Raw genomic sequence first — 24,387 nt, 5'->3', positions numbered from 1 at the left:
TTGTTCGCGCGTTAACCCCGCTGCTGGACACGCAGACCGAGCAGCTCGTTCGCGAACAGCCGGCGTGCCTGCAAACCCTCTGTTCCTTGTCGCTGCGCGTTGGCACCAACGACGCAGCGCCACCCTGAAGGCGCTTCCCGAACGGTTCCTGCTGACAAAAAATCAGGCTGGTCGATATGCAAGTTCGCTTCCTTTCGCCAACATGCTTGATCCCGACCGAAGAGGTCGATGCCAACCGGGTAGCGGAGCTGCAGATGCAAATCCTCCGCGCGGGTTGTTGGACTGTTCCGATCACGGCGGAGAAGGACGCTCTCTTCGTGATGGACGGTCATCACCGGCTAGCAGTCGCGCACCGCCTGCAACTGCCACTGGTGCCGGTGATTCTCTTGGACTACAGCGCAGTGCGGGTGGAGAGCTGGCGCGCGGGCCAGACGATCACGCCTGCGAGCATCCTCGCGATGGCGCGCAGCGGCCGAAAATTCCCCTGCAAGACGACGCGACATATTTTTGATCAAAGCCTGCCCAATTGCAACCTGCCGTTGGAGAGCTTGCGCCACCTTGCTCCGACAGAACGCGCCGTAGCCTATGCCGAAAGGGCAAGGTGATGACCTTGCATTGCTACAAGCCCGGCGCGGGCCTCTCACCAATTCTGCGGCCAAGCACGGCGGAGCTCTTGGCTGGCAACGGCCCGCTGCTGATCGATTGGGTCGCCCGACATGGATCTCCGGTCAATCTGATCTGGCCCGATGAGCTGCAGAAGAATATCGAGGTACTCAGAGGCGCCTTGCGAAAGAGCGGCGTCACACACGCGCTCTATTACGGAGCGAAAGTCAACAAATCGCCCGGGCTGTTGGCCGCAGCTCTGCGGGCAGGGGCCGGCATTGACGTCTCAAGCCTTTATGAGTTGCGAGATGCCAGACGGCTCGGCGCCGACGGCGCACAACTTGTGGCGACAGGCCCGGCGAAGACGGCGGCATTCCACAACGAGCTTATCAACTGCAACGCGCTCATATCGGTGGATTCACCGGAAGAGCTCGAGGATCTGATCCGCGGGCTTCCGGCAGGCGGCCCGGTTCAGCCGGTGCTGCTGCGTTTGCGTCCCGCCAACCAGGCGCAGAGTCGCTTCGGCATGCCGGCCGCGGCCATCCGGCATTGTCTGTCGCGCATTGCTGGCGAAGGCCGCTTGCGCTTTGACGGGCTGCACTTCCACCTGAGTGGCTATAGTTGGGAATCTCGCGCGCAAGCGATTAGAGAGGCCGCCGGTCTGCTCAGCGAATCCCGCGCACAAGGTTTTGCGCCGCGCATGATCGACATTGGGGGCGGGTTGCCGATCCAATATGTCGATCAGCGCGCCTATCAGGCGCATCTTGGGGCACAGATGCCCGAGGACTACCGCACCGGGAAGATACCGGATTCCTTCTATCCCTACGGGGGAGAGCTTTCCGCTGCCGAGTGGCTGCGTTGTTTGCTGAGCGCACCGATGGCCGATGGCCGCAGCTTTGCGAACTATCTTGTCCATGAGGGGCTGGTGCTGGGGATGGAGCCCGGGCGAGCACTGGCCGATCAGGCCGCGATTTCCGTCTTCCGGGTGTTGCGCGTGAAAGCCGTTGGCCCTGATGCCCATGTCGTCTTCGTCGAAGGCAGCAGCTTCAGCGCTTGCGAAACCTGGTTTGGCTCCGAATTTTTGGTCGATCCCATCCTGGTTCCGGCCACATCGCCGCCGATCGCCGCAAAATCTATCCGAGGTTATCTGGCCGGCCATAGCTGCTTGGACGAGGACGTCCTTAGCAACAGATGGCTCACCTTTCCCATCGCTCCGCGAGCGGGAGACCTTCTGGTTTACGCCAACACCGGCGGTTACCAGATGGACCTCCTGGAAAACGAATTCCATCGCCACCCGATGCCGAGCCGCCTTTGCGTGGTTCAGGATGTAAAAGGACAGCTAACGCTCGTCCCCGACACAGTAGGAGAGGCACAATGCTCTGCAGGACCGTAAGCCAGCTGATCGGCCAAACGCCGGTGATGCCGATTGCCGTGCCCAACAGCGATGCCACGCTCGTGCTGAAGCTTGAAAAGAACAATCCGGGTGGCTCCATGAAGGACCGCATGGCGCGCAGCATGGTGCTTGCCGCGCTTGAGGACGGGCGGCTCCCGCCGGGCGGCACGATCGTCGAATCGTCGTCCGGAAACACTGGGATCGGACTGGCGTTAGCCGCAGTGGAATTGGGCCTGCGCTTCATTGCCGTTGTCGATCATCACGCCGCGCCGGACAAGATCCGCATGATGCGCGCGCTGGGCGCGGAAATTCGTTATGTCGAAGGCGACTATCGGGAGGACGAGGTTGCGGTGGTGGAGCGCCAACGGCTGGCCGCCCAACTCGGCGCCCAGCTTCCTGATGCGTTGTTCATGAACCAGTCCGACAATCCGGCAAACCCGGAAGGCTATGCCGGTTTCGTCGACGAGCTCCTGGCACAGCTTCCAGACGGCATCGATGCCTTTGTCGGCTGTGTCGGCACCGGCGGGTCGATGACCGGTATCGCCCAGCGTCTGAAGCGGGTTAACCCTGCTGTCCGGACAATCGCTGTGGAACCGGCCGGCTCGATCGTCTTCGGCAAGCCTGGCCATCCCTACTACCAGTCGGGCACGGGAACGCCCGCCGGCGATGAAATCGGCAAGGTGCTCGACTATGGATGCATCGATGAAGGGGTGCAGGTCACCGACACGCAGGCCTTCGAAACAGCACGTTTTATCGCGCGGCGCCACGCGCTTCTGGTCGGGGGCTCGACCGGGGGCACCATCTACAAGGCGCTGGAATTCATTGCAGCCGGCAAGTTGTCCGGCACGGTGGTCACGCCCGTTGCCGACGGTGGCGAGAAATATCTTAGCTCGGTCTTCGACGATGAATGGATGGCCAAGCGCGATTTGTTGGATCCGACCATCGCCGCACAGCTCGACGCCTGGCTCACCGGAAGGGCGCGCGCAGCATGAAGGTGACGATCTGCGGTGCGGGGCGCACTGGGCATTTGAATGCCGTGCTCTTCAAGCAGCGTCCAGGTATCACTGTTTCCGTGCTGACGGGGGCGGCTGCCGTCGCCGATCGATGGACGAGGGGAGACGGTGTTTGGTGGGCCCAGACGCCGGACGGCCACCTCTTGAGCGGACGGCCCGACTATGTCGGCACCGATCCGAGCGAGGCACTTATAGGCACGGACATGGTGATCGTGACGCTGCCGGCCCACGCGCGGCCTGCGCTTCTACACTCCTTCGCAGGGCATCTCCCCCGGGACAAGCACGTCTATGTTGGCGCGATTCCCGGCTTTTGCGGCTTCAACTGGCTCGCAGCCGAAGCCCTTTCGGGTACGGACAATGTGGTGATCTGGGGCATGAAGGACGTGCCCCATACGGCCTTTGACTTGGTGCCAGGCGAGCGGGTGCGCATGGGAGGGGCCAAGGCTCAGCTCTTCGCGGCGCTTCATCGTCGCGAGACCGCAGCGAGCCGCGCCGAGCTCCAGGCGATGCTGGGTCACATCTATGAAGCCCCCGTCACCCTGCTGCAGGACTATCTCGAAATCACGCTGACACCGGGCAACGCATTGATGCATCCCGCCGTGCTCTATGCCCTGATCGGCCCTGGCGCGCCCTGGGAAAACAAGCCGTTTGACCGCCCCCTTTGCTGGTGGAGCGATTGCCCACGCGCCGGCGCCGAATTGCTGGAGGCCTGCGATGCGGAAAACCAGGCAATCCGCCATGCGGTCGAATTGCGCCTGGGCATTGATCTGAGTTCGGTGAAGCCGCTCCGACAGGAATTGATCGACGCTTATGGCAGCCAGATCGAGGACGACCGGACTATGTATACGCTGCTGCGAACAAACCGTGCTTATGCGGGCATTCGCGCCCCACTTGTTCCCAATCCGGACGGGCCCGGCCTTGTCATCGATCGCGCAAGCCGCGCTTTCCACGAAGACATAGCCTTCGGGCAGGCGTTGCTGGTGGAATTGGCCACGCGGCTTGAAGTGGCAACTCCCGCTATCACGAAAACCTACAACTGGGCGCTCAACTATCATGGCGGGTTCACCGAAGGCGCGCCGGCCTTTTTGCCCGCCAACTGGCCGGAGGAAGCGTAGTGGACGAGTGGATGCCTTCCTCCGCAGATGCCGAAGCTCAGGCGCGTGCCGGGCGGCTTTGGTCGGACGCATCGCGCAATGCGGTCAACCGGTTGGTCCGCTGCCTGTTCGCCGAGCGCCTTCTTGAACCGGATGCATTGTTGTGGGCGCGCGACGGCAACCAAGCATGGCTCCCCCTTTGGCAGTCACGCCGGGTCCTGCATTTCACCGACCTGCGTCGTGCGCCTGCCGGGACATTGCAAAATCGTGGTTCTGTCGAAATACTAGACGAGACCGGTGCTCGCTACCGGATCGGTGGTCCCTCCGACCTCATCCGGCAGGTCGCGCCGGCCTTGGCGATCTCGCCAGCATCGGACGGCGTCGAGCATCTCATACGCGACGTCGAGGACAGCATGCGCAACGACATCCTGGCGCGTCGTCACCGGGAGCACTGGAGCGCCGAGCTGCGAGGGAAGGTAGCCGAAGCAGGCGTGCAGGGATTCCTCGCATATCTGGAAAAGAGCCTGCCGCCGCATCTGGCGGCTATGACGCTCGATCAGTGGGGCGCGCTGGAAGGTCATCCCTTTTATCCGACATGGAAGGCCAAACCCGACCTGTCGCCCGAGGACGTCGCGGCTTTGTCGCCTGAGTTCGGTGCTCGCGTGCGCGTCCGAATAGCAGCGCTGCGCAAAGAATGGTCGTATGTGGAGAAGATGCCGCATGTCGGCAGCTATTCGGAATGGTTCTCACAAAGCTTCCCCGAGCTCTGGCGCGACTGGGCCGAAGGATTGCATAAACGTGGAAAGTCTCGCGAGGACTGGCTGCCTCTCCCTGTCCATATCTGGCACCTCGACAATTTCCTGCGCCGTGAGTTCGCGTCCGAGATTAGTTCCGAAGTTTTCGATCCGGATGGCCCGGAGGTCATAACGCTGCCGTCAATGTCGTTCCGCACAATGCTGCCGGACACACAGGAGCCGAGGCCCTTTATCAAACTGCCGGTGGCGATCTGGATGACCAGCGAACAGCGCACTCTGCAGGCCAAATCGATTTACATGGGGCCGCGTCTCAGCACCCTGATTTCCGATATTCTGTCAAAGGAGAGGGATCTTTCTGACAGGTTGGAGATCTTCACCGAAGAGCTCGGCGCAATCCTGCACCACCCCGTAACGGGCGACGAGCATCCGGGCCGCTTTCTATCGGTCGTCTACCGCAACTGCGACGCTCTGGCGCGAAATGATGGGCTGTTGCCGGTCACTGTTGCGGCACTCTTGACGGCAAGCCCGATCGATGGGCGCCCGCTCATTTGTGAATTGATTGCCAGAAGCGGCGATGAAAGTGAAGCAGCCGTATCGGCGTTCTTCCGTGCCTATGTAGGGACCGTCATCCGGCCAACGCTCGCCATGTATCTGCTTTACGGAATTGCTTTTGAGGCGCATCAGCAAAACAGCACGATCCTGTTCGATGAAACCGGCCGCCCGCGAAAACTGCTGATCCGTGATTTCGGCGACGGCCGCAGTTTTGCGCCCCTGTTCAAGGAACGAGGGTACCACCTCAAGCCCTTCACTCGCACGGGGATCTTACCCACCACATTTGATGACAATATCAGTCTTGTGCGCTCATTCGTCATCGATGCCTGCTTCGTCTGCCACCTTCATGAAGTCGCACTGTGCCTCGACCAACATTATCCACTGTCGGGCACAAGCCTTTGGCGCATCCTGCGGGAAGAGGCCGAGGCAGTTTTCGATGCGCTCAGGCCGCGCATGTTGTCGGACGCATTCTGGCAGGAAGAACGCAAGGCCTTTCTTGAGAAACCCTGGCCGAGCCGCTCCGTGCTGCGGATGCACCTGGAGCGTTATCGCGACTATCGGGTTGAGCACGAGCTGCCGAATCCACTGGCGGGAGCGGAATGACAACTGCTTCTGCCTTGTTTCGCGGCTTCGGTCCTGTTTTTGTCTTGCTGTTCGGGCTGCAATTCATTTCCATGGGCGCCATGGAAATGAGTGGTCCATTCTGGCCGATCCAAATCAAAGCGTTGAGCCCTTCCGACAGCGTCTTTGGACTCGCAGGCGTGGGTGTCTATGTGGGCCCGATGATTGGTATGTCGCTGACCAGCACCTTTTGGGGGCGAATGGGCGATCGCTACGGCAATCGGCTGATGATGGTTCGGGCGCTCGGCGGGCTAGCGGTCACGCAACTCCTTGTCGCTGTTGCACAGGATGTCTGGACGATCATCGCGTTGCGTTTCTTGCAGGGCGCCTGCGCCGGCTATATCGCCCCAGCGCAGGCCTATGGCGTGCAGATTACCGGCGGGAAGGATCGCGCAAGCCTGTTCGCCTGGCTTCAGGTTGCGACCAATGTGGGCTCGCTGGGCGGCGCCTTCCTGGGCGGGCTCATTCTCGATCGATTCCCTTTTGCTGCAGTAAATCTGACCGCCGGGGCGATTTGTGCGCTGTGCGCTGCCGTTGCCTGGTTGAGCCTGCCCGTACCGACGCCAGGAGCTGCTGCCGCCAATCCCGGAAACGCGGGTACCGCAAAGCCTACGGCGTCGACAGGTGCTCCGATCGGAGCTCTTCTTGCCTTGATGGGGATGCTGCTTGCCAGCCGCATGGTCCTGCAGGTTCCTTTCTCACTGTACATGACCCGGGTATTTGGCGCGCCGCACTGGGTCGCCGGCCTCACTTACGGACTGCTGGCGTGCGGCTTTGTCGTGGCCGCGCCCCTATGGGCGCGGCTCTTCGAGAAACGAACGCCATCCTATGTGCTGGGCGGGAGCGTGCCGATTTCGGCCGCGTGCGTTTTGGTTACGCATCTGGCGGGCAGCACGAACTCCGTTGCCGTGTTCGCGTTCCTGTATTTTATCTGGGGCGCGCTTCTTGGGGGAACGACGCCGGTGCTTCTCGCGCTCATTTCGGCAGCTGTCTCTAATGATAGGCAAGGTTCGGTTCTGGGCCTTGCGCAAGCCTGCCAGCAGGTTGCTTCTGCGAGCGGCATCGTTGCCGGTGTCGGGGTCACCCAGCTCTTTGGTCTCGAAGCCGCTTTCCCGCTCGTCGCCACGCTTTACGCCTTGTCATTTTTGTCGGCTCTCGGCATCTGGCTCAAAACTGCGCACTCCGCTCAAGAAGGAAGTCGACCATGACGGAATACCGATCGCTGCTGCACGCCGCGGTGACGGCTATTGTCCTGATCGCTTTGCTTCCAACAGCAGCATTTGCCGGCGAACCTGGACTGACACAGACACAGGCGCCGCTTACCCTCACTGATATCGCAGGCCGCCAGGTGACGCTTAACGCGCCTGTCAAACGGATGCTTCTGGGCGAAGGCCGGCAGCTCTATCTCATCGCCTCGCTGGAACCCAAAGATCCCTTGGCCCACGTCGTTGCCTGGCGCACCGATCTGATCGCGGCCGACCCGGCCACTTACGCGCAGTATCTCGAAGTGTTTCCCGAGTTGGCGAAGCTACCTTCCTTTAAGGGGCAGGAGGACAGCCTGATCGACATCGAATCGGCGATCATTCAGAAGCCTGATGTGGTGCTGCTCAATCTTGAAGCCATGCAGGCCAACAAGGACGCCAGCTACATCGAGAAGCTCGCGGCACTGAACATACCGGTTCTTTATATCGATTTTCGTCACCGTCCCCTGGAAAACACCGAGCCGACCATTCGGCTCCTGGGCAGGATCATGGGGCGCGAGGCGCGTGCGGAGGAGATCATCGCGTTCCGCCGCCAGGCCATGGCTACGGTTGCCAACGTCCTTGCCGCCAAACAACCGAAGCGCCCCAATGTGTTCGTCGAGCGGATCGGTGGCTACTCGCAGGATTGCTGCCTGTCTTTCGGCGCCGAGAATTTCGGCAAATATGTCGAACTCGCTGGCGGCCATAATATCGGCAGCGATATCATTCCTTCGACCTTCGGGCAGATCAGCCCCGAGCAGGTCATCGTCGCCAATCCCGAGCATGTGGTGGTTACCAGCGCTGACTGGCAAGCCTATGTGCCCGGGGGCCATTGGATTCCGCTTGGACCAGGGGCGGATCCTCAGGTGACGCGCAAGAAGCTCGAATGGTTCGCTACTCGCGACGCCTATACCGGTATCGCGGCAAAGAAGACGCGGAATTTTCACGGCATTTGGCACCAGTTCTACAACAGCCCATACGAATTTGTTGCCGTCCAACAATTGGCGAAGTGGTTCCACCCCGACCTGTTTGCTAATCTGGACCCCAATGCAACTTTTGCCGAATACCATCGTCGCTTCCTGCCCATCGAGTACCGGCCCGGCTATAGCGTCAGCCTTTCGGACAGCCAGTGATGACCGATGTCCATACCGAAACATTGCCCTTAGCCGGAGGCGACGCCTATCAAGCGCTCAGCGTCAGGCGATGGATCGTTCTCCTTGTGCTGGTGGTCGGTGTCTGCGTCGCATTGGTCGGTGACCTTTCGACTGGACCGGCCAGCTACAGGCTTGGAGAGGTTGTGCGCACGCTCGTTCTGCCGGCGGAAGCGGATGCGCAGATGCGCGTCATTGTCTGGTCGATCCGCATGCCGTCGGCCCTTATGGGCGTCGTGGTCGGTGTGGCGCTTGCCATCGGCGGCGCTCAGATGCAGACCATCTTGAACAATCCGCTGGCGAGCCCGTTCACGCTGGGCCTTTCCGCCGGTGCAAGCTTCGGCGCGGCCCTTGCGCTCGCCTTCGGTGTCGCGCTGGTTCCCATCGCGGGCGACTATGTCGTCGCGGCCAATGCTTTCGTCATGGCCATGGCAACCGCCTTCCTGATCCATTTGGCCAGCCTTCGGCGCGGAGCCTCGATCCATGTGATCGTGCTCTTGGGCATAGCGCTGGTTTTCAGTTTCAATACGGCACTCGCTATCGTCCAGTATTTCGCCGCCGAGCAGGCGGTCGCGGCCATCGTCTTCTGGACCATGGGCAGCCTCACCAAGGCGACATGGCCCAAGCTCGCCATCACCGCGCTGGTCGTGGGTCTAACCTTGCCGGTCTTTCTGCGCCGCCGGTGGCAGTTGACGGCCTTACGTCTTGGCGAGGCGCGCGCGGCAAGCTTCGGCATTCCCGTGCGGCGCCTGCGGCTCGAAACCCTGATCCTTGTCTCTCTTTTGACGGCGATCCCCGTCGCGTTTGTCGGCACGATCGGCTTTATCGGTCTCGTAGCTCCGCACATCGCACGCATGATGGTCGGCGAAGACCAGCGCTTCCTGCTGCCCGCGAGCGCGTTGACTGGCGCGCTGATCATGTCGTTCAGCTCCATCCTGGCCAAAATCGTGGTACCCGGCGCCGTCCTGCCGATCGGCATCGTCACCTCGGCGATCGGATTGCCGGTCTTCCTCTATTTGATTCTGAAAAGCGGAAGAGACATATGGTAGTGCTGAGCACGCATCGCCTCGGCGCCCGCTTCGGATCACGCGAGGTACTGCGTGATGTGACCCTTCCGCCCTGTTATGGCGGCGAGGTTGTGGCGGTCATTGGACCGAATGCTGCGGGCAAGTCGACGCTGTTCCGGCGCCTGGCAGCTATTCTTCCGGGGCCCGGGGAGTGCCGGTTGGAAGGTGTGCGCGATGCAGATCGCGCCGTCGCCTATATGCCTCAAGACCAAACGGCAAGCGCGGTGCTGACTGTATTCGAATCCGTCCTTCTTGCGCGTAAGCAGGTCAGCGGCTGGCGTCTGGAGAGGTCCGATCTTGTGGCGGTGGACCAGGCGCTGGCGTCACTCGATATGGGCGATCTTGCCAATGAAATCCTTTCCGAGCTGAGTGGCGGACAGCGCCAGCTCGTCGGGCTTGCTCAATGTCTCGTGCGCGAACCGCAGGTGCTGCTCTTGGACGAGCCGACCAGCGCGCTGGACATGCACCGCCAGTTGGAAGCGATGCGGCAGGTGCGCAGCCTTGCGCATGACGACGGTATGCTCGTGCTGATCGCGCTGCACCATCTCGACCTGGCGCTCAAATTCGCCGACAAGGTCGCTATCCTCTCTGATGGAACGTTGCACGATTTCGGCACGGCGGCTGAAGTCCTGACGCCGGAAAACCTTGCCGCAACCTTTCGCATCAGGGCACGTATCGAATCCTGTTCGCAAGGCAAGCCACATTTGATCGTCGACGACGCGATCTGATGTCCCACGCGCCGGTGGCATTTGGAAAGGGCCGCTCGGCTGCAGCCCGCGCATCAGGCTGCGGACCGATACCGAGTGTCGTTTGCCGCGTCTACCGCGCGCGCTTTGATTTCGATCCCCACATGCAGAGGCTTGTCGGTTCGAACCCGAACTGGCGCGGCCGATGCGATTCCTCGTCCTCGATCTCATCCACCCCGACCGAATATTCGAACACCATGCCGTCGGGCCCCTGGAAGTAAAGGAACCGCGCGCCGGACGTCGGGTGACGGCCAGGGCCGAAGACGATCGGCACCCGTTGCTCGGACAAGTGATAGAAGGATCGCAGCACGTCGTCGTTGCTTTGCACCTGATGGTTGATGTGCTGGATCCCGGGACCTCTGGCCGGCGCAAGCGCGATGGTGTGATGGATCGCGTTCACACGCATCAGCGCAATATCCCCGATGCGATCGCTGACGCGCGCGTTGCAGACCTCCGTCCAGAACTTCTCGTCGCGAACCGGATTGGTCGAATTCAAGCCGACATGACTGAAGCCAGTGATGCCGGCGTCACGCGAAGCAAAATAGCGGCGGCCATGCTGCTCCGGACGGACAACCAGCTCGATCTGGTTGCCGCTCGGATCCTTGAAGCCAATGAAGGCGCGAACCTTGCGTGCCGAGCATTCGGCGGCCGCGCCGACATGCACCGGATGACCAAGCGCGTCCAGGGTCGTGGCGGCCTCGTTCAAATCGCTCTCGTTCTCGACTTCGAATCCGATGGTCTGATCGGCCGGGTCGCCTTCAAAGTAGCACAGCGTATGCGCGCGTTCGTCTGAACGCAGATAGAGCGAGTTCCGCGACCTCTCGCTCACCTGAAGACCAAGGCATCTGGTCGCAAATGATTCCGCTTCCTCGAGGCTCGAGCTCCCTAGCCGCGCATAGGTGACATCCTTGAGCTGGATCATGGTTGCGCTCCTTTTGCAGAGATTAGGTGATGGCTTGCCGCAGCTCCGGAATCTCGGAGCATTCGCTTCCCCATTCGCATAGTGAGGAAGCTGCCGGCGCAAACTGCCTCGCATGGTGCCGGGTATCGATGTCGGCCAGCCCATGTCCGTACGAGAAGACTTGTCCTTCTGGTCCGGCAAATCGCAGAAAGATCTGGCCGGATGCTGCTTCGCGGCCTGGGCCGTGCAGGATCTTGATCTGTCGCTCCTGCGCGAAATAGTGGTTCTGCATGATCGAATCGAGACTTTCGACTCCGTAGCAGACGTCAAGCAGCCCCGCCCGATCGGAAGGGTAGAGCGCAATCCGGTGATGCTTCCGGTCGATGCTGAGATAGGCAATATCGCCGACCCAATCGCTGATCGCCGCTCCCAGGATCGTGGTCCACAGCTTCAGGTCATCCGCCATCGCGCGGCTGCGAAGGCCCACGCATTGCAGGCCGGTGACACCGGCATCGCGGCTCGGGAAGTAGCGCCGGCCGCTTACCGCCGGGCGTGACACAAGGTCGATCTCATTGCCGCTCGCGTCGCGCACGATCAGTGCGCGCCGTACAAAACGCCGGCTGCATTCCTCTGCGGACGCCTCGCGGACTTCAAATCCCTCTCGCTGCAGGGCATCTGCCGCTCGATCAACGTCATCGGCGGAGGCGACCTCCATGCCGACGCTTGACCTGTCGGCGCCTTCGACGAGACAAAGCGTGTGGAAGCGCTCGTCGGACCGGAACAGAAATTGCTCCTTGTCATCAGTGACGCGCTGAAGCCCCAGAATGTCGGTCGCGAAGGCCGCGGCGGCCGGGCCGTTCTGTACCGCAAGCCTCACATAGCAGAGCTGGATCAACGGGATAGGGGCGAAGTGCTTGGCGTCCATTTTCAACCACGGTTCTTTTGGTCGTTCGCCATCGCCGTCTGGAGGTGTTGGCGAACGATGTCGCGCCACACCTTCAGCAGGCGACTGAACTGCTCAGGATCTTTTTCGATCAGGGTTCGAACCGAATAGCCGCGGACCACGCTCAGCGTGAGCGAGAGGATATCGCTGGCGAGTTGCTTGGGAACGCCCGACGACATCAGCGCTTCGAGCCAGGCGGCCTCGACCGAAAACCGGCTGGTGCGGGAGTTCCTGTACGTCTCCCGCTTGAGAATGCGCGAGTCGCTGTCCGCGCTCATTGCGATCGCGAGTTCGATGAAGAAATAGTCGCCGAAATAGAAATCCTGCGCGTCCTTGATGATCCCTTCGATTGGATCGTTTCCGCTGTTCTGGGCGAGGTGGGCCCGGCGGGCGCTCTCCACCAGCGAAACTTCGTTGACGTGCCTGATGACGGCGACCAGAAGATCGTGCTTGCTCTTGAAATGATGCAGCAGGGCGCCGCGCGAGACGCCCGCGAGCTCGGCCACCTCGACGGTGCGCAGGCCGCGCAGTCCGTTCGCGCGCACCAGCTTCACCGCGGCCTCGATCAATTGGGTCTGCGTCGCTTCGCTGCGCTCCGCTTGGGTTCGCTTGGGGGCGTATTTCGGCTCGCTTGAGCTGTTGCGGCGTGATTGCAGCCGTTGCCGCGCCGCGGTGCGGGGCAGGGACGCCCGGCCTCCGTGTGCGCCTGGCTTCGTCTTGTCAGCATTCGACATAAACGTCCTCTTCGCTCAGTTTGACGCGGAAGGTCTTCAGCGCGACCGTGCAGGGCATGCCGGTCGGCTGCCCATTAGTGACGTCGAACGTGCCGAAGTGCCACGGGCACTCGACGATTTTCCCCGTCAGAATGCCTTCTTCCGACAGCGAAGCCTCGCCATGGGTACACAGATCGGCCGTGGCATAGATTGCTCCGTCCACATTGTACACGGCGATGTTGGTGCCATCAGGCAGCGTTGCCTGGCGGACTTCTCCCGGCGGGAACTCGTCCAGCCTTCCGATCAGCACGTCTTTGGTCATCGTATTCATAGCATCGTGCTTCCGCCATTCACGCTGATGACCTGGCCTGTGACGAACGCGGCTTCCCTGGAGGCCAGATAGCAGACCATGGACGCGATCTCGTCCATCTCGCCGGGGCGTCCCATCGGCACCACGTCGACGAATTTTCGGATTGATTGCGGCGCCTTGGCGGCCGCGCGTTGCACCTGGGGCGTATTGACGATGCAGGGTGCAACGACATTGACGGTGATCCCGTCGGTCGCGAATTCGCGCGCGAGCCCTGTGGCGATGGCGTGAACGCCGCCCTTTGCCGCGTTGTAGGCAGCGTGATCATAAAGCCCGTTGCGGACGGAGTCGGCGCCGATATTGACGATCCGGCCGTAGCGCTTCGTCTTCATCATCGGCACGGCGTGCCACGTGCACCACAGCATCGTCCAGAGATTACGGTCGATGGTCGTCCGCAGTGTCTCAGGAGTGTGCTCCAGGAACGGCTTGATGATGCCGCCGCCGGCATTATTCACGAGGACATCGATGGTGCCGAACGCCTTCACGGCATCGCCGATCAATCGGCCGGCGACATCTTCCTTCGAGAGATCGCCGCTTCGGACCAGCGGCCGTTCGCGGCAGAGCGAGGAGAGACCGTCGGCCGTAGCGGTCAACCTATTCTCGTCGAGGTCCGAAAGCACCAGCCTGGCGCCCCCTCGGGCAAAATGCTGCGCGATCACCGCGCCGATGCCGCTGGCGGCGCCGGTGATCACCACAATCTGTTCGGCAAATCGTTTTTCCATCGGGGCTGCCTCTCAGAGCACAATGGAAATCCGGCCATGCGGACGCAGGCCTTCGCCGCCAAGCAGGCAGCGTTTCTCGCTAATCCTTATCCTGCTCTCATCGACCTTCAGGCGGTAATTGCTCGTGCCGAAATAGAGATCGGTCGTGCCGTCCTTGGTGCGGAAGGTCTGGAACACCGCGCTGACATCGACGGAATCTTCGCCTCGCCCACGGATACGCACGTTGCCGACGATGCGGCTGGTCTTGGAGTGCGGGAATTCGGCGTGCGCGGTTCGTTTCATCAGGCGCTTCACCCGCTCACCCAGCCGGAACCGGTCGTCGGCGATATAGAAGAGGTTGTTGTCCGCCGAAGCGTCCGGCGGCAGATCGGTGCAGGGGACCTCGTAGGTTGCGTCATCGGTAAAGAGCTCCAGCCATTCCGGCAGTCGCCATTGATCGAGCAGGTCTGCTTCGTGAAACAGGAAGTCTTCCACGTCTGATCGTTCGATTGCGCACATGACGATCTCCTTCAGGCTGCGACGTTCTTGATGCTGGAGATCGGCGCCGGAAACATCATGGCGTTCCACTGGGTCCAGAACGCGCGCATCTGAAGCTCGTCATTGTGGGCGGGGCGCTCCTTGCCCATTCCCTTGGAGATATCGTTCCATTGCGCTTCCTTCGCGTTATTGAAGCCGCGCTGGCAATGTTCGAGCGCCTCGGCATCGTCAGGCGTCGCGAAGCCGCCGGGCCCGAGAAATTCGAGAAAGTTGTTCAGACGATATTTGCGAGCCCATGAGGTCTCGTCGTTCGGCCCCAGAGCCCAGGCGCTGATGACCATATAATCAGCGGCCATCGGAAAGTAGGTGCGGACGGTCAGCGCCATGATGTCGTTGACGACGAGATTCGGGAAGATGAAGAGATTCCGGTTCTTGCGGGAAATGCGGTCGGCGCGTTCCTTGCCGAAGCGCTGCACCAGATTGTCGTAGAGGCGGCTGATTTCCTGCTTTCCGCTATCGCCCCACGCTGGAATCCATTGCGCGACCGGCCGCGCCCACGGCGCGCCGTATTCGAGAACGGCGTGGCCGTTGCCGAGGTCATAACCATATCCGCCGCCGCCCATGCCGCCGGCGAGGCCGTCGGTCGTGTTCATCAGATAGTCGAAGTAGCTCGCATGCGTGGTGGTCGCATGATAACCATCGATGCTGTTCTCCGTGAGCAACTTCCAGTTCGCCCGGATCGAGTATTCCTGGGTGCCGGCAATGATCGAGAGGCCCGCGTCGGTCTGATCGCAGATGAGATCGAGATATTCCTTCGCGCCGGCGAGGTAATCGACGAGAGGGACGATGTTCCTGTCAAAGGAGACGAAGCAGAAGTCGCGGTAGGTCTCGAAGCGCGGAACCGCTTGCATGTTGGAGGATTCGCGATTTTTGAATCCTTCCGCATAGGCTTCCTCGCCGGGCTGGCTGCGCAGCTTGCCGTCGGCTCCGAACACCCATCCGTGGTAGAAGCACTGAAACGATTTCGCATTGCCTTTCCGCTCGCGGCAGACCTGCGCGCCGCGGTGAGGGCAGGTGTTGAGAAGCGCGCGAAGCGTTCCCTTGCTGTCGCGCGTGAACAGGATGCTGCGACCGGCCACGGTCCGGCTTACGAAGTCGCCGGGCTGGGGAAGCTCGGATGCATGGCCGAGATAGAGCCACGAGCGCTCGAACACGAGCTCCTTCTCCGCCTTGAATATCTCGGGATCGGTAAAGTTGCGGCGTGCAACCTTGAAGATCTGCTGGGCGGGATCAACCAGGATCGCTGGCTGACGGCTGTCGGTCTGCATGTCGTTTCCTCCGTCTGCGCTCTTCATGACGCGAGAGCTTGTTTCAAGTCGAAAGCGGGATTGGCGATGTCGGATGGATTGACCCGCTTCCGGGAAGCGGCAAGCCTTCGTAGCAGCGCCATGTCCTTGGGTGAGCTCACGGTGACGGCGCCGACCACTTCGCCGTCGCGGAGGCTGATGGTGGTGAAGCGTCCGCGCTCGACATCCCCGCGCACGATCTCGTCGGCGCCGCCGGGGTGGCCGATCACCTGGATGTTCGACTCGAATTGGTCCGACCAGAACCAGGGCGGCGCCTCGTAGCTGACATCCTGACCGACCATATTCCTGGCCGTCGCGATCGCCTGGTTCTGCGCGTTGGCCCAGTTCTCCACGCGCATCCAGCGTCCGTGCCAGTCGCTCCATTGTTCGGCGACGTCGCCGGCTGCATAGACGCCTTCGATGTCGGTCATGCCGGAGGGGCCGACACGAATGCCTTGATCGACTGCGAGCCCCGCCTGGCGGGGAAGGTCGGCCGCAGGCTCAACGCCGACACCGACGACGACGAGATCGGCCGGAACGATCCTTCCGTCGGACAACTGAATCCCTTTGGCCGTGGCGCCCACGATGGTCACGTTGCAGCAGACAGCGACGCCGCGGTCGCTGTGCAGCCGCCTCAGATATCCGCTCAGCGCTGGCGAGCCGACCTGTGGTAACAGCCGATCGGCCTTCTCCAGCACGGTGACCTCGCAGCCGCGGACGATGGCCGCCGAGGCGACCTCGAGACCGATCACGCCGCCGCCGACCAGCACCACTTTGGCGTCCTGCGTGAGATTGCGTCTGAGTTCGCGCGCATCGGCGATGCAGCGCAGATAGCAGACGCGCAATCCGCAATCGTCGAGATCGCGCAACCGACGCGGCCGCGTGCCGGTCGCTAGCAGCAGGCGATCGAATGAAATCTCGCGGCCGTCCGACAGCCCGATCGCACGACGATTCAAATCAATCGCAACAGTCGGCGTGGAGGTGCTCAGCTCGATGTCGATCGCTGCCCAATCCTGCGAATTTCGGATGAAGCGCGGTTCTTCTTCCACATTGATCAGCATGGCCTTCGAAAGTTGCGGTCGCTCGTAGGGCGGATGCTCTTCTTCGCCGAGCAAAGTGATCGGCCCGCGATGCCCGGCGGCCCGCAACGCCTCGGCTGCGCGCGCGCCGGCCTGGCCTGCGCCCACGATGACGATGCGTGTCCGGGATAGATCCAATGCGTTCACTCCCCTTGAGCGGTTCTATGCCGCTCGCAGCGCTTCTCGCGGCCGCTTGACAAGCAGGATAAAAACAATCATTCCTGTTTGTAAAGTGAATTATCCTGCGCAACTCGAAAAGCGCTTCGCTGCAGCGCAGGGATCAGGGAAGGAAAGGAGGGCGCCATTGCCAGTGGTGGATGCCCATACGCATGTCGTGCCTGCACGACTCCCGGCTGACAAGGCGCGCGACCCGCTGTGGCCGAGCGTCGAGCTTTCCGGCGACAAGGCCGCGGTGATGATTGGCGGAAAGGTGTTCCGCAAAATCGACTCGCGCTCGTGGGACGTCAGACGCAGGCTGGCGGACATGGAGGAGGACGGCACCGCAATGCAGGTGCTGTCCCCGATGCCGGAGCTGCTGTCGCATTGGTTGCCGCCTGATGACGCCGAGCACCTCGCCGAGATCATCAACGAGCACATCGCCGCGATGATTGGCGAGGCTCCGCGCCGGTTCGCCGGAATCGGCATGGCCTGTGTTCAGGATGTGCCGCGCGCGCTGGCGCAATTGCAGCGCATCAAGGCGCTTGGTCTCGCCGGCATCGAAATCGGAAGTCATATCGATGGCGTCGCGCTCGGCAGCAAAGCGCTCCATCCGCTCTATGAAGCCGCTGAGGCGCTCGACCTCTGCATCTTCGTTCATCCGTTGCATCCGGCCGGGGTTGAGCGGATCGGGGCGGGACCCGAATTCGCGGCGACGGCAGCATTTCCAGTCGAGACCGCGCTTGCCGCAGTGTCGATGCTTGCGGCCGGCGTGCTCGAGAAATTTCCCAGGCTGCGCATCCTGCTCAGCCATGGCGGGGGCGCGCTCCCCTGGATCCTGCCGCGGCTCGACTGCGGCTGGTCGCTCGGCGGCGAAATGCAGAAACGGATGACGAGATCGCCAAGGGAAATCGCGCGCCGCTTCTTCTACGACTCGATTCTCTACGATGGCCCCGCGCTTCAGTTCATGTCTTCGGTCGTGGGATCGAGCCGCATCGTGGTCGGCTCCGACTATCCGTTCACCATTCGCCAAAAGCATCCCGGCGCATTTGTCCAAGCAGCGCTGCCGGACTGCCCGGGCGTTCTCGCCGACAACGCCTTCGCTTTTCTTGGCCGCGCCTTGGATCTGGAAACCCAGCATGCAGCAACTAGCGATCGTCACCCCGTCGCGTCACAGCAGGCCTAGCGTCATGATTGCCTGCCGGTCGCTGCCGCAGATGTGCCTGCTGGGTCCCGTTCCGCCGCGGACACCCGGTCGCAGCGATGCGCAGGTCCCGTCCGACGCTGCGCTCGGCGTCAGCCGCTACGGGCGTATCTCGTATGTGTATTTCTACAGCGAGGATGAGCCCGATGACGTCGCGTTCGGCCTGCTCGACATGGAGATCGCCGTTCAGCGTCGGGGCCGCAACGAATTCGCCCTGGAGATCTACTGCATCGGCGACGGCTATCAGAGCGGGCACGGCTCGAGCGCGGCGGCACCGCTCACCGTGGAGCTGAAGGCCGGCAACCGCACGGTGGCGACGACGCGCTGGAACTATCCCGATGTGCTCAATGGCCACATGGATCCACTGACATTCACGACGTCGATCACTTTGTCGGAAGCGGACTTCGAGGCGCTCGACCACGTCTATCTGCCCTCTGTTCGCGCCGAGGCGATGATATGCCTGGAGTGAAGCGGGACAGGTCGATCGTCATCGGAACGCACAGCGTTTCGTGCGACGCGCTGCTCGCACAGGGCAGGCGCGCTGCATCAGCGCTTGCGGCAGCCGGCGTCAACGAAGGCGATGCGATCGCACTCCTGATCCGGAACGATCCGATCTATTTCGAAGTGATGCAGGCAGCCTCTCTGCTCGGGGCCTATGTCGTACCGCTCAACTGGCACAGCACCGCGGACGAAATCCGTTACATCCTCGCCGATTGCGCGCCGCATGCGCTGATCGGCCATGCTGGCCTGCTGCAGGGTGTTGCGGCCGCAATTCCGGCCGACCTTCCGACGTTTTTTGCGCCGTCCGGTGCCATGGCCTCGTCGGACGCTCCTTCGTGCGCCCGCGCCTGGGCTCCGCATCGTGACGGTTTTGCCGAATGGCCGGAACCGGCGCGCGCCCCGCGCGGGACCATGATCTACACCTCCGGCACCACCGGCCGACCGAAAGGCGTGCGTCGCGCGCCGATGAACGCCGAGCAGGTGAGCAAGAACGCCGCCTTGCTGCGACAGATCTACGGCATCGAGCAAGGCATGCGCGCATTCGTGTGCGGCCCGCTCTATCATGCCTCACCCGGTGCGTTTGCCAGGCAGGCGTTTCAGCATGCCGATCTCGTGGTCTTGCAGCAAAATTTCGATCCCGAAGAATTGCTGAAGACGATCGAGGAACATCGCATCACCCATCTCACGATGGTGCCGACGATGTTCGTACGCCTGCTTCGGCTCAGCGACGCGGTCCGATCGCAGTACGACGTTTCGTCCATTCGCTGGGCGACCCACACCGGCGCCGCGTGCCCGCCTGATGTCAAACGGCACATGATCGACTGGTGGGGGCCGGTGATCCACGAAACCTATGGCGCCACCGAAACCGGACCGGCCGTCGGCTGCAACTCGCATGAATGGCTTGCCCATCCGGGTACCGTCGGCAGGGCGATGGCGGGCACGACCTTACGTATTTACGACGACGAGGGTCGCGAGCTCGGCACAGGACAGATCGGTGAAATCTACCTGCGCACGGAGGCCTATGCCGATTTCACCTATCACGGCAGGCCGGAGCAGCGCGAACAGATCGATCGGGGCGGGCTCGTGACCTGCGGCGATGTCGGCTACGTGGATGCTGACGGCTATATCTTCATCTGCGACCGCAAGCGCGACATGGTCATCTCCGGCGGCGTCAACATCTATCCCGCGGAGATCGAAAATGTCCTGGTGAACTGTCCGGGCGTACGGGACTGCGCAGTGTTCGGCGCACCCGACGAGGAGTTCGGAGAAAGCCTGATCGCCGCCATCGAAGCCGAGGGCGGGATTCGGCTTGCGGCCGAAGCCATCGCGACATTCCTGGAAGGGCATATCGCCCGATTCAAGATCCCGAAGCGGTTCGTGTTTCATGACGCGCTGCCGCGCGAGGCGAGCGGAAAAATCTTCAAGCGGAAACTGCGCGACGCCTATCTGCAGGCGAACGCGCGAGGCTAACAGAATTCATCATCGAAGTCGGAGATCAATAGTGGAACTGAAGGGTAAGCATGTCGATGTTGCGGGTACGCGCACGCACTACTACGACGTCGGGCAAGGGGAGCCCACTATCCTCATCCATGGCGGAGGGCCGGGGGCTTCCGGCCTGAGCAATTATCGCAAGAACGTCGAGGCTCTTGCGGCGCGCCGTCGCGTCATCGTGTTCGACCTTCCCGGATTTGGCGAGACCGAGGGGAAGCTGAAGGACGGCCCGATCTTCGAAGCGATGGGTGACTTCACCCGCGCCTTCATGGACGCGATCGACGTCAAGAAGGCGAGCTTCGTCGGCAATTCCCTCGGAGGCGCGACGTCGCTGATGGTCGCCTTGCGCGCGCCTGAACGAGTCAACCGGCTGGTGCTGATGGGGACCGGCGGAAGCCAGGCGATCTTCTCGCCGATGCCGACCGAAGGCCTGCGGCGGATGGCGATGTTCCATGCCGGCGAGGGGCCGACGTTGCAGAAGCTGAAGGGCGTGATCGATCTTCTGGTGTTCGATCAGTCCTCGATCACCGAAGAACTGCTGGCCGAGCGGCTCAAAGCCGCCACCCGCCCCGATGTCATCGACATCTTCAAGCGGCCGCCGCTCGATATCTGGCGTGAGAATCTCGCCGCGCTGAAGCATCGCACGCTTCTGATCTGGGGACGCGAGGATCGGGTCGTGCCGCTCGATTCAAGCTTCATCCTGCTCAAGACCATGCCGAACGCACAGCTTCACGTCTTTCCCAAGTGCGGGCACTGGGCGCAGTGGGAGAAGGCCGACGAATTCAATGCGCTGGTCGCTGACTTCCTGGACCGGCCATGAGCAATATTATTGAGAATATTGCGACACGTCTGCAGGAAGCCGAGGCGGCATGCCGCCCGATCGCGCCGATCGCAAGCGATATCGGCGAGGGGCGAGTGGAGGTGGCCTATGCGATTCAGGCCGAAGTCACGCGGCGCGGGATTGCCGGCGGCCGCCGGCTCGTGGGCCGCAAGATCGGGCTCACATCGAAAGCAGTGCAGCAGCAGCTTGGGGTCGATCAGCCCGACTACGGCGCGCTGTTTGCCGATATGGAGATCCCGACCGGCGAGCGAATCGAGGTCGCGCGACTGATCCAGCCGCGTGTCGAGGCGGAGATAGCGCTGGTCCTGGAGCGGGATCTTGCGGACGGTGGCACCACTCTCGGCGAATTGATGCGGTCGACGGCCTATGTCGTCCCCGCGCTCGAGGTGGTCGACAGCCGTATCAGCGATTGGAAGATCACGATCCTGGATACGGTGGCCGATAACGGCTCAAGCGCACGCTACGTGCTCGGCGCCTCGCCGCGCCGCCTGACCGATGTCGATCTGGAGGCCTGCGGCATGACGATGACGCGCAACGGCGCCATCGTCTCCGTCGGTTGCGGCGCCGCCTGTCTCGGCCATCCCCTGCGCGCCGCGCTCTGGCTTGCCCGCGCTATGGCCAAAGCCGGCCAACCGCTGCGGTCTGGCGATGCCGTGCTGACCGGCGCGCTGGGACCGGTGTCGCCGGTCTCCGCGGGCGAATTCTACGAAGCCAGGATTTCGGGGTTCGCTCCAGTGAGTGTTTCGTTCGTGTAGCTCACGGGGCCCTTCGCTGCCGCAGAGCAGCGGGCCCGTTGCAGCATTCAATTATAGCAAAAATGAAAGGGAGGAGCCGACATGACATTGATCTCGCGGCGAACAACCATCGCCGGCCTCGGCGCAGCGGCACTCACGTTCGGTCGAGCGTCGCGCGCACGCGCTGCAAACAATTACGGACCTGGAGTAACCGACACCGAAATCAAGCTCGGGACCACGGCACCCTATAGCGGGCCGGCGTCCGGCTATGGCGTCTACGGACAGGCGCAGACCGCTTATTTCCAGATGGTCAACGATAATGGTGGCATCAACGGCCGGAAGATCAACCTGGTTTCGCTGGATAATGCCTTTTCGCCGCCGAAAGCCGTCGAGCAGACGCGAAAGCTGGTGGAGTCGGAGGAAGTCTTTGCGATCGCCGGTTTCCTGGGAACGGCAACCAATGCCGCCGTGCAAAAATATCTCAACGCGAAGAAGGTGCCGAGCCTGTTCCTGACATCAGGTGCCGAACGCTTCAATGATCCGAAGGAGTTTCCCTGGATCGTTCCGTTCTATCCAATCTATGTCGCGCAAGGTGCGGCCTTGGCCACATTCATCCTGAATGAAAAGCCGGACGCCAAGATCGCCGTCCAATATGTCAACGACGATCTCGGCAAGGACTTCCTTCGCGGCCTGAAAAAGGGGCTGGGGGGCAAGGCGAGCGCCATCGTCAAGGAGGTCAGTCACGAGATCACCGAGCCCACCATCGACAATCAGGTCGCCGATTGCAGGGCGACCGGTGCCGATGTGTTCGTCCAGCTCACCTACTCCAAATTTGCCGCGCAAGGCATCCGGAAGGTGGCGGCAATGGGCTGGAAGCCGCTGCACGTCGTCAATTCGAATTGCAGCTCGATCGGAGGCACGCTTGCGCCGGCCGGCCTGGACAATGCGAAGGAATTGATCTCGGCATGGTGGGAGATCGTCGTGACCGATCCAAGACACCGGGACAAGCCAAGGGTGAAGGCCTATGTCGACTTCATGAAGAAATACATGCCCTCGGTCGGCATTGACGACAATACGGCGACGCCGGGCTACAACAACGCCTACATGATCGAGCAGGTTCTGAAGCGTTGCGGCAACGATCTGACGCGGGAAAACCTCTTGAAGCAGGCGACGTCGCTCAAGGGCGAACTGCCGCCGCTTTTCCTCGACGGCATCAAGGTCGAAAATTCTCCAACCGACTATCGCGCCATCCACAATCTGCAGATTTCCCGCTTCGATGGTGGGAACTGGATTCCCGTCGGCGACATGATCGATCTCGGTGCGATTGCGTCCTGAGCTCTCGCGAATCTCCGGGACCGCTGGGCGAGGGCGGCAAATGCCGCGCTCGCCTTTTCTGATGGAGAAACTGCATTCGCGAGCAACGCTGCGAACGCCCGGATGGATCACTCGGCGGACAGCGGATCGCCTGCCAGTGTCCAGCTCTCTCCGTCGAAAATCGCGATCCGAAGCGTCTTGAACGGCGTGTAGTCGTCGGGATGCATGCTGATCGAGATACCCGGTAGCATCATCGGCAGCCGTTCGCCATGGAGCGATGTCGCCTGGCGAATGAGGTTGTCCCGCGTCAACTGATCGCCGCATTTCTTCAGGGCGAGCGTCACGGCGTGGACGTTCATGTAGGCGACCAGGACGGAATAGTCGTCCGGATTGGCTGATGGCGCATATTTCTTCAGGAAGCTCTTGTAGGCCTTCACCTCTTCGTCATCGACCCATGCCGGGTCGCCGGGTTGTTTGAGGAACTGTGTCGTGACCAGACCTTTCGATGCCTCGAGGCCCGCCGGCTTCAGGATGGTCTCCACGGATGCCGTCGAGCCGCCGATTACGTGGAGCGGGCGCCACTTGAGCTCGTAGACCTTCCGGATCGATTGCGCGGCCGCCTTCGAGGACGATTGTTCAATCAGCGTGTCGATGCCGGCGGCTTTCAACTGAACGATTTGCGAATCGATCGTCGGATCGGCGAGTTCGTACGAAACCGCCGTGGCGATCTGCGCCGCCTTTTCGCCAAGCCCGGCCCGCAAGCCTTTGAGGTAGTCCTTTCCGTAATCGTCGTTCTGGTACAAGACGCCGATCTTGGCGTCGGGTTTTGCCTTCGCGATATACTTGGCGACAACGCGGCCTTCCGTCTCGAAATCAGGGTAGAGCGGCACGGTCCACGGAAAAGCCTTGGGATCGTTGAAGCGGCGTCCGCCGGCGGTGATGAAAAGCTGCGGCACCTGTTTGGAGTTCAGATATTTCTGAATCGCGACATTCGGCGCCGTTCCGATGGTGCCGACCTCAGCGAGCACGCCGACGTCCTCGATGAGCTTGCGCGACTGCTCGACCGCCTTGGGCGCACTGTAGGCGTTGTCCAGTTGCGTGAAGCTGATCTTGCGTCCGTTGATCCCGCCTTGTGCGTTCAGCATTTCGAAATAGCCGACGACGGCCCGTCCTGCGCCGGCACCGAAGGCGGAGGCGGGACCGCTGAGCGGGGTCGATTGGCCAAGCTTGATCTCGGTGTCGCTGGCTCCCGGGCTATAGGCGTGTTGTGCGTAAGCAGGTGATGCGGCGAGAAGCGCGGATATGGCGACGGCGGGCCAAATCCGGTGGATGGTCCAGGTCAAGATCGTTTCCTCCATGTTG

The 24,387-nt window shown here is 61.8% G+C and carries 24 protein-coding genes; 15 read left to right on the top strand and 9 right to left on the bottom strand.

All coding sequences use genetic code 11. The features are described from left to right. The first annotated feature begins 176 nt into the window (after positions 1–176). Genes ACZIRK_RS00660 through ACZIRK_RS00620 form a run of 9 tightly spaced genes read left to right on the top strand, consistent with a single transcriptional unit; the run spans position 177 to position 10,218 of the window. Positions 177–605, top strand: a complete 429-nt coding sequence (locus ACZIRK_RS00660; RefSeq protein ID WP_130222361.1) for a ParB N-terminal domain-containing protein — start codon at positions 177–179, stop codon at positions 603–605. Further along, positions 605–1,996: a Y4yA family PLP-dependent enzyme gene (locus ACZIRK_RS00655; RefSeq protein WP_130222363.1), complete on the top strand. Its 1,392-nt coding sequence runs from the start codon at positions 605–607 to the stop codon at positions 1,994–1,996. The genes ACZIRK_RS00660 and ACZIRK_RS00655 overlap by 1 nt, the downstream gene beginning before the upstream one ends. Continuing rightward, positions 1,978–2,988 (top strand): PLP-dependent cysteine synthase family protein, encoded by a 1,011-nt coding sequence (locus ACZIRK_RS00650; protein ID WP_474417412.1) that lies wholly within the window; start codon positions 1,978–1,980, stop codon positions 2,986–2,988. The genes ACZIRK_RS00655 and ACZIRK_RS00650 overlap by 19 nt, the downstream gene beginning before the upstream one ends. Further along, complete coding sequence (locus ACZIRK_RS00645) at positions 2,985–4,124, top strand: NAD/NADP octopine/nopaline dehydrogenase family protein (RefSeq protein ID WP_130222367.1); 1,140 nt, start codon at positions 2,985–2,987, stop codon at positions 4,122–4,124. Before ACZIRK_RS00650 ends, ACZIRK_RS00645 begins: the two co-directional genes overlap by 4 nt. Further along, positions 4,124–6,013 (top strand): IucA/IucC family protein, encoded by a 1,890-nt coding sequence (locus ACZIRK_RS00640; RefSeq protein WP_474417411.1) that lies wholly within the window; start codon positions 4,124–4,126, stop codon positions 6,011–6,013. Before ACZIRK_RS00645 ends, ACZIRK_RS00640 begins: the two co-directional genes overlap by 1 nt. Next, positions 6,010–7,239, top strand: a complete 1,230-nt coding sequence (locus ACZIRK_RS00635; RefSeq protein ID WP_130222369.1) for an MFS transporter — start codon at positions 6,010–6,012, stop codon at positions 7,237–7,239. Before ACZIRK_RS00640 ends, ACZIRK_RS00635 begins: the two co-directional genes overlap by 4 nt. Then, a complete protein-coding gene (locus ACZIRK_RS00630) occupies positions 7,236–8,405 on the top strand; it encodes an ABC transporter substrate-binding protein (protein ID WP_130222371.1) in 1,170 nt (389 codons plus the stop codon). Before ACZIRK_RS00635 ends, ACZIRK_RS00630 begins: the two co-directional genes overlap by 4 nt. Next, a complete protein-coding gene (locus ACZIRK_RS00625; RefSeq protein ID WP_130222373.1) occupies positions 8,405–9,472 on the top strand; it encodes a FecCD family ABC transporter permease in 1,068 nt (355 codons plus the stop codon). The genes ACZIRK_RS00630 and ACZIRK_RS00625 overlap by 1 nt, the downstream gene beginning before the upstream one ends. Continuing rightward, complete coding sequence (locus ACZIRK_RS00620) at positions 9,466–10,218, top strand: ABC transporter ATP-binding protein (RefSeq protein WP_130222375.1); 753 nt, start codon at positions 9,466–9,468, stop codon at positions 10,216–10,218. The genes ACZIRK_RS00625 and ACZIRK_RS00620 overlap by 7 nt, the downstream gene beginning before the upstream one ends. Before the next feature lie 91 nt (positions 10,219–10,309). Here ACZIRK_RS00620 and ACZIRK_RS00615 read toward each other — a convergent pair whose 3' ends face one another. From ACZIRK_RS00615 to ACZIRK_RS00580, 8 genes are read right to left on the bottom strand one after another with little or no spacing between them, the layout of a single operon-like run. After that, positions 10,310–11,158: a VOC family protein gene (locus ACZIRK_RS00615; RefSeq protein ID WP_463326733.1), complete on the bottom strand. Its 849-nt coding sequence runs from the start codon at positions 11,156–11,158 to the stop codon at positions 10,310–10,312. Positions 11,159–11,180: 22 nt separating this feature from the next. Then, on the bottom strand, positions 11,181–12,062 hold the full coding sequence (locus tag ACZIRK_RS00610; RefSeq protein ID WP_130222379.1) for a VOC family protein: 882 nt from the start codon (positions 12,060–12,062) through the stop codon (positions 11,181–11,183). 2 nt (positions 12,063–12,064) lie between these two features. After that, positions 12,065–12,814, bottom strand: coding sequence for a TetR/AcrR family transcriptional regulator (locus tag ACZIRK_RS00605; RefSeq protein WP_456643485.1), 750 nt, complete (start codon positions 12,812–12,814; stop codon positions 12,065–12,067). Further along, the gene (locus tag ACZIRK_RS00600; RefSeq protein WP_207230889.1) at positions 12,801–13,124 is read right to left on the bottom strand and encodes a non-heme iron oxygenase ferredoxin subunit; all 324 of its coding nucleotides are present in this window, start codon (positions 13,122–13,124) and stop codon (positions 12,801–12,803) included. Before ACZIRK_RS00600 ends, ACZIRK_RS00605 begins: the two co-directional genes overlap by 14 nt. After that, complete coding sequence (locus tag ACZIRK_RS00595; RefSeq protein WP_130222383.1) at positions 13,121–13,882, bottom strand: SDR family NAD(P)-dependent oxidoreductase; 762 nt, start codon at positions 13,880–13,882, stop codon at positions 13,121–13,123. Before ACZIRK_RS00595 ends, ACZIRK_RS00600 begins: the two co-directional genes overlap by 4 nt. 12 nt (positions 13,883–13,894) lie before the next feature. Beyond that, on the bottom strand, positions 13,895–14,380 hold the full coding sequence (locus tag ACZIRK_RS00590; RefSeq protein WP_130222385.1) for an aromatic-ring-hydroxylating dioxygenase subunit beta: 486 nt from the start codon (positions 14,378–14,380) through the stop codon (positions 13,895–13,897). Positions 14,381–14,391: 11 nt separating this feature from the next. Further along, positions 14,392–15,687: an aromatic ring-hydroxylating oxygenase subunit alpha gene (locus ACZIRK_RS00585; protein ID WP_463326732.1), complete on the bottom strand. Its 1,296-nt coding sequence runs from the start codon at positions 15,685–15,687 to the stop codon at positions 14,392–14,394. Between the two features lie 23 nt (positions 15,688–15,710). After that, positions 15,711–16,922 carry an NAD(P)/FAD-dependent oxidoreductase gene (locus tag ACZIRK_RS00580; RefSeq protein ID WP_165435010.1) on the bottom strand — a complete coding sequence of 404 codons (1,212 nt, stop codon included), beginning with the start codon at positions 16,920–16,922 and terminating at the stop codon, positions 15,711–15,713. Positions 16,923–17,094: 172 nt separating this feature from the next. Here ACZIRK_RS00580 and ACZIRK_RS00575 point away from each other — a divergent pair, with 172 nt between their 5' ends. The 6 genes from ACZIRK_RS00575 (at position 17,095) to ACZIRK_RS00550 (ending at position 23,046) form a co-directional block, all read left to right on the top strand. Continuing rightward, complete coding sequence (locus ACZIRK_RS00575; RefSeq protein ID WP_245474482.1) at positions 17,095–18,126, top strand: amidohydrolase family protein; 1,032 nt, start codon at positions 17,095–17,097, stop codon at positions 18,124–18,126. Further along, positions 18,080–18,613: a hypothetical protein gene (locus ACZIRK_RS00570; protein WP_474417410.1), complete on the top strand. Its 534-nt coding sequence runs from the start codon at positions 18,080–18,082 to the stop codon at positions 18,611–18,613. Before ACZIRK_RS00575 ends, ACZIRK_RS00570 begins: the two co-directional genes overlap by 47 nt. Further along, entirely contained in the window at positions 18,610–20,115 is a 1,506-nt protein-coding gene (locus ACZIRK_RS00565; RefSeq protein ID WP_245474468.1) for an AMP-binding protein, read from the top strand. Before ACZIRK_RS00570 ends, ACZIRK_RS00565 begins: the two co-directional genes overlap by 4 nt. A gap of 31 nt (positions 20,116–20,146) precedes the next feature. Continuing rightward, positions 20,147–20,956 (top strand): alpha/beta fold hydrolase, encoded by an 810-nt coding sequence (locus ACZIRK_RS00560; RefSeq protein WP_207230891.1) that lies wholly within the window; start codon positions 20,147–20,149, stop codon positions 20,954–20,956. Continuing rightward, the gene (locus ACZIRK_RS00555; RefSeq protein WP_130222399.1) at positions 20,953–21,732 is read left to right on the top strand and encodes a 2-keto-4-pentenoate hydratase; all 780 of its coding nucleotides are present in this window, start codon (positions 20,953–20,955) and stop codon (positions 21,730–21,732) included. The genes ACZIRK_RS00560 and ACZIRK_RS00555 overlap by 4 nt, the downstream gene beginning before the upstream one ends. A gap of 81 nt (positions 21,733–21,813) precedes the next feature. Further along, positions 21,814–23,046 carry an ABC transporter substrate-binding protein gene (locus tag ACZIRK_RS00550; RefSeq protein WP_130222401.1) on the top strand — a complete coding sequence of 411 codons (1,233 nt, stop codon included), beginning with the start codon at positions 21,814–21,816 and terminating at the stop codon, positions 23,044–23,046. Positions 23,047–23,153: 107 nt separating this feature from the next. Here the strand turns inward: ACZIRK_RS00550 and ACZIRK_RS00545 are convergent, their stop codons facing one another. After that, positions 23,154–24,368, bottom strand: a complete 1,215-nt coding sequence (locus ACZIRK_RS00545; protein ID WP_463326731.1) for an ABC transporter substrate-binding protein — start codon at positions 24,366–24,368, stop codon at positions 23,154–23,156. Positions 24,369–24,387: the final 19 nt, after the last annotated feature.

It is taken from the genome of Bradyrhizobium sp. Leo114, from assembly GCF_055229415.2.
The sequence above is the reverse complement of the archived record's forward strand: the minus strand, read 5'-3'. Positions and strand labels throughout refer to the sequence as shown.

Coding starts and splice junctions, on each gene's coding strand:
- ACZIRK_RS00635 (WP_130222369.1), top strand. CDS start 6,010: ATGACAACTGCTTCTGCCTTGTTTCGCGGCTTCGGTCCTGTTTTTGTC.
- ACZIRK_RS00655 (WP_130222363.1), top strand. CDS start 605: ATGACCTTGCATTGCTACAAGCCCGGCGCGGGCCTCTCACCAATTCTG.
- ACZIRK_RS00605 (WP_456643485.1), bottom strand. CDS start 12,814: ATGTCGAATGCTGACAAGACGAAGCCAGGCGCACACGGAGGCCGGGCG.
- ACZIRK_RS00595 (WP_130222383.1), bottom strand. CDS start 13,882: ATGGAAAAACGATTTGCCGAACAGATTGTGGTGATCACCGGCGCCGCC.
- ACZIRK_RS00600 (WP_207230889.1), bottom strand. CDS start 13,124: ATGAATACGATGACCAAAGACGTGCTGATCGGAAGGCTGGACGAGTTC.
- ACZIRK_RS00645 (WP_130222367.1), top strand. CDS start 2,985: ATGAAGGTGACGATCTGCGGTGCGGGGCGCACTGGGCATTTGAATGCC.
- ACZIRK_RS00585 (WP_463326732.1), bottom strand. CDS start 15,687: ATGCAGACCGACAGCCGTCAGCCAGCGATCCTGGTTGATCCCGCCCAG.
- ACZIRK_RS00555 (WP_130222399.1), top strand. CDS start 20,953: ATGAGCAATATTATTGAGAATATTGCGACACGTCTGCAGGAAGCCGAG.
- ACZIRK_RS00625 (WP_130222373.1), top strand. CDS start 8,405: ATGACCGATGTCCATACCGAAACATTGCCCTTAGCCGGAGGCGACGCC.
- ACZIRK_RS00620 (WP_130222375.1), top strand. CDS start 9,466: ATGGTAGTGCTGAGCACGCATCGCCTCGGCGCCCGCTTCGGATCACGC.
- ACZIRK_RS00550 (WP_130222401.1), top strand. CDS start 21,814: ATGACATTGATCTCGCGGCGAACAACCATCGCCGGCCTCGGCGCAGCG.
- ACZIRK_RS00570 (WP_474417410.1), top strand. CDS start 18,080: ATGCAGCAACTAGCGATCGTCACCCCGTCGCGTCACAGCAGGCCTAGC.
- ACZIRK_RS00610 (WP_130222379.1), bottom strand. CDS start 12,062: ATGGACGCCAAGCACTTCGCCCCTATCCCGTTGATCCAGCTCTGCTAT.
- ACZIRK_RS00590 (WP_130222385.1), bottom strand. CDS start 14,380: ATGTGCGCAATCGAACGATCAGACGTGGAAGACTTCCTGTTTCACGAA.
- ACZIRK_RS00615 (WP_463326733.1), bottom strand. CDS start 11,158: ATGATCCAGCTCAAGGATGTCACCTATGCGCGGCTAGGGAGCTCGAGC.
- ACZIRK_RS00650 (WP_474417412.1), top strand. CDS start 1,978: ATGCTCTGCAGGACCGTAAGCCAGCTGATCGGCCAAACGCCGGTGATG.
- ACZIRK_RS00660 (WP_130222361.1), top strand. CDS start 177: ATGCAAGTTCGCTTCCTTTCGCCAACATGCTTGATCCCGACCGAAGAG.
- ACZIRK_RS00630 (WP_130222371.1), top strand. CDS start 7,236: ATGACGGAATACCGATCGCTGCTGCACGCCGCGGTGACGGCTATTGTC.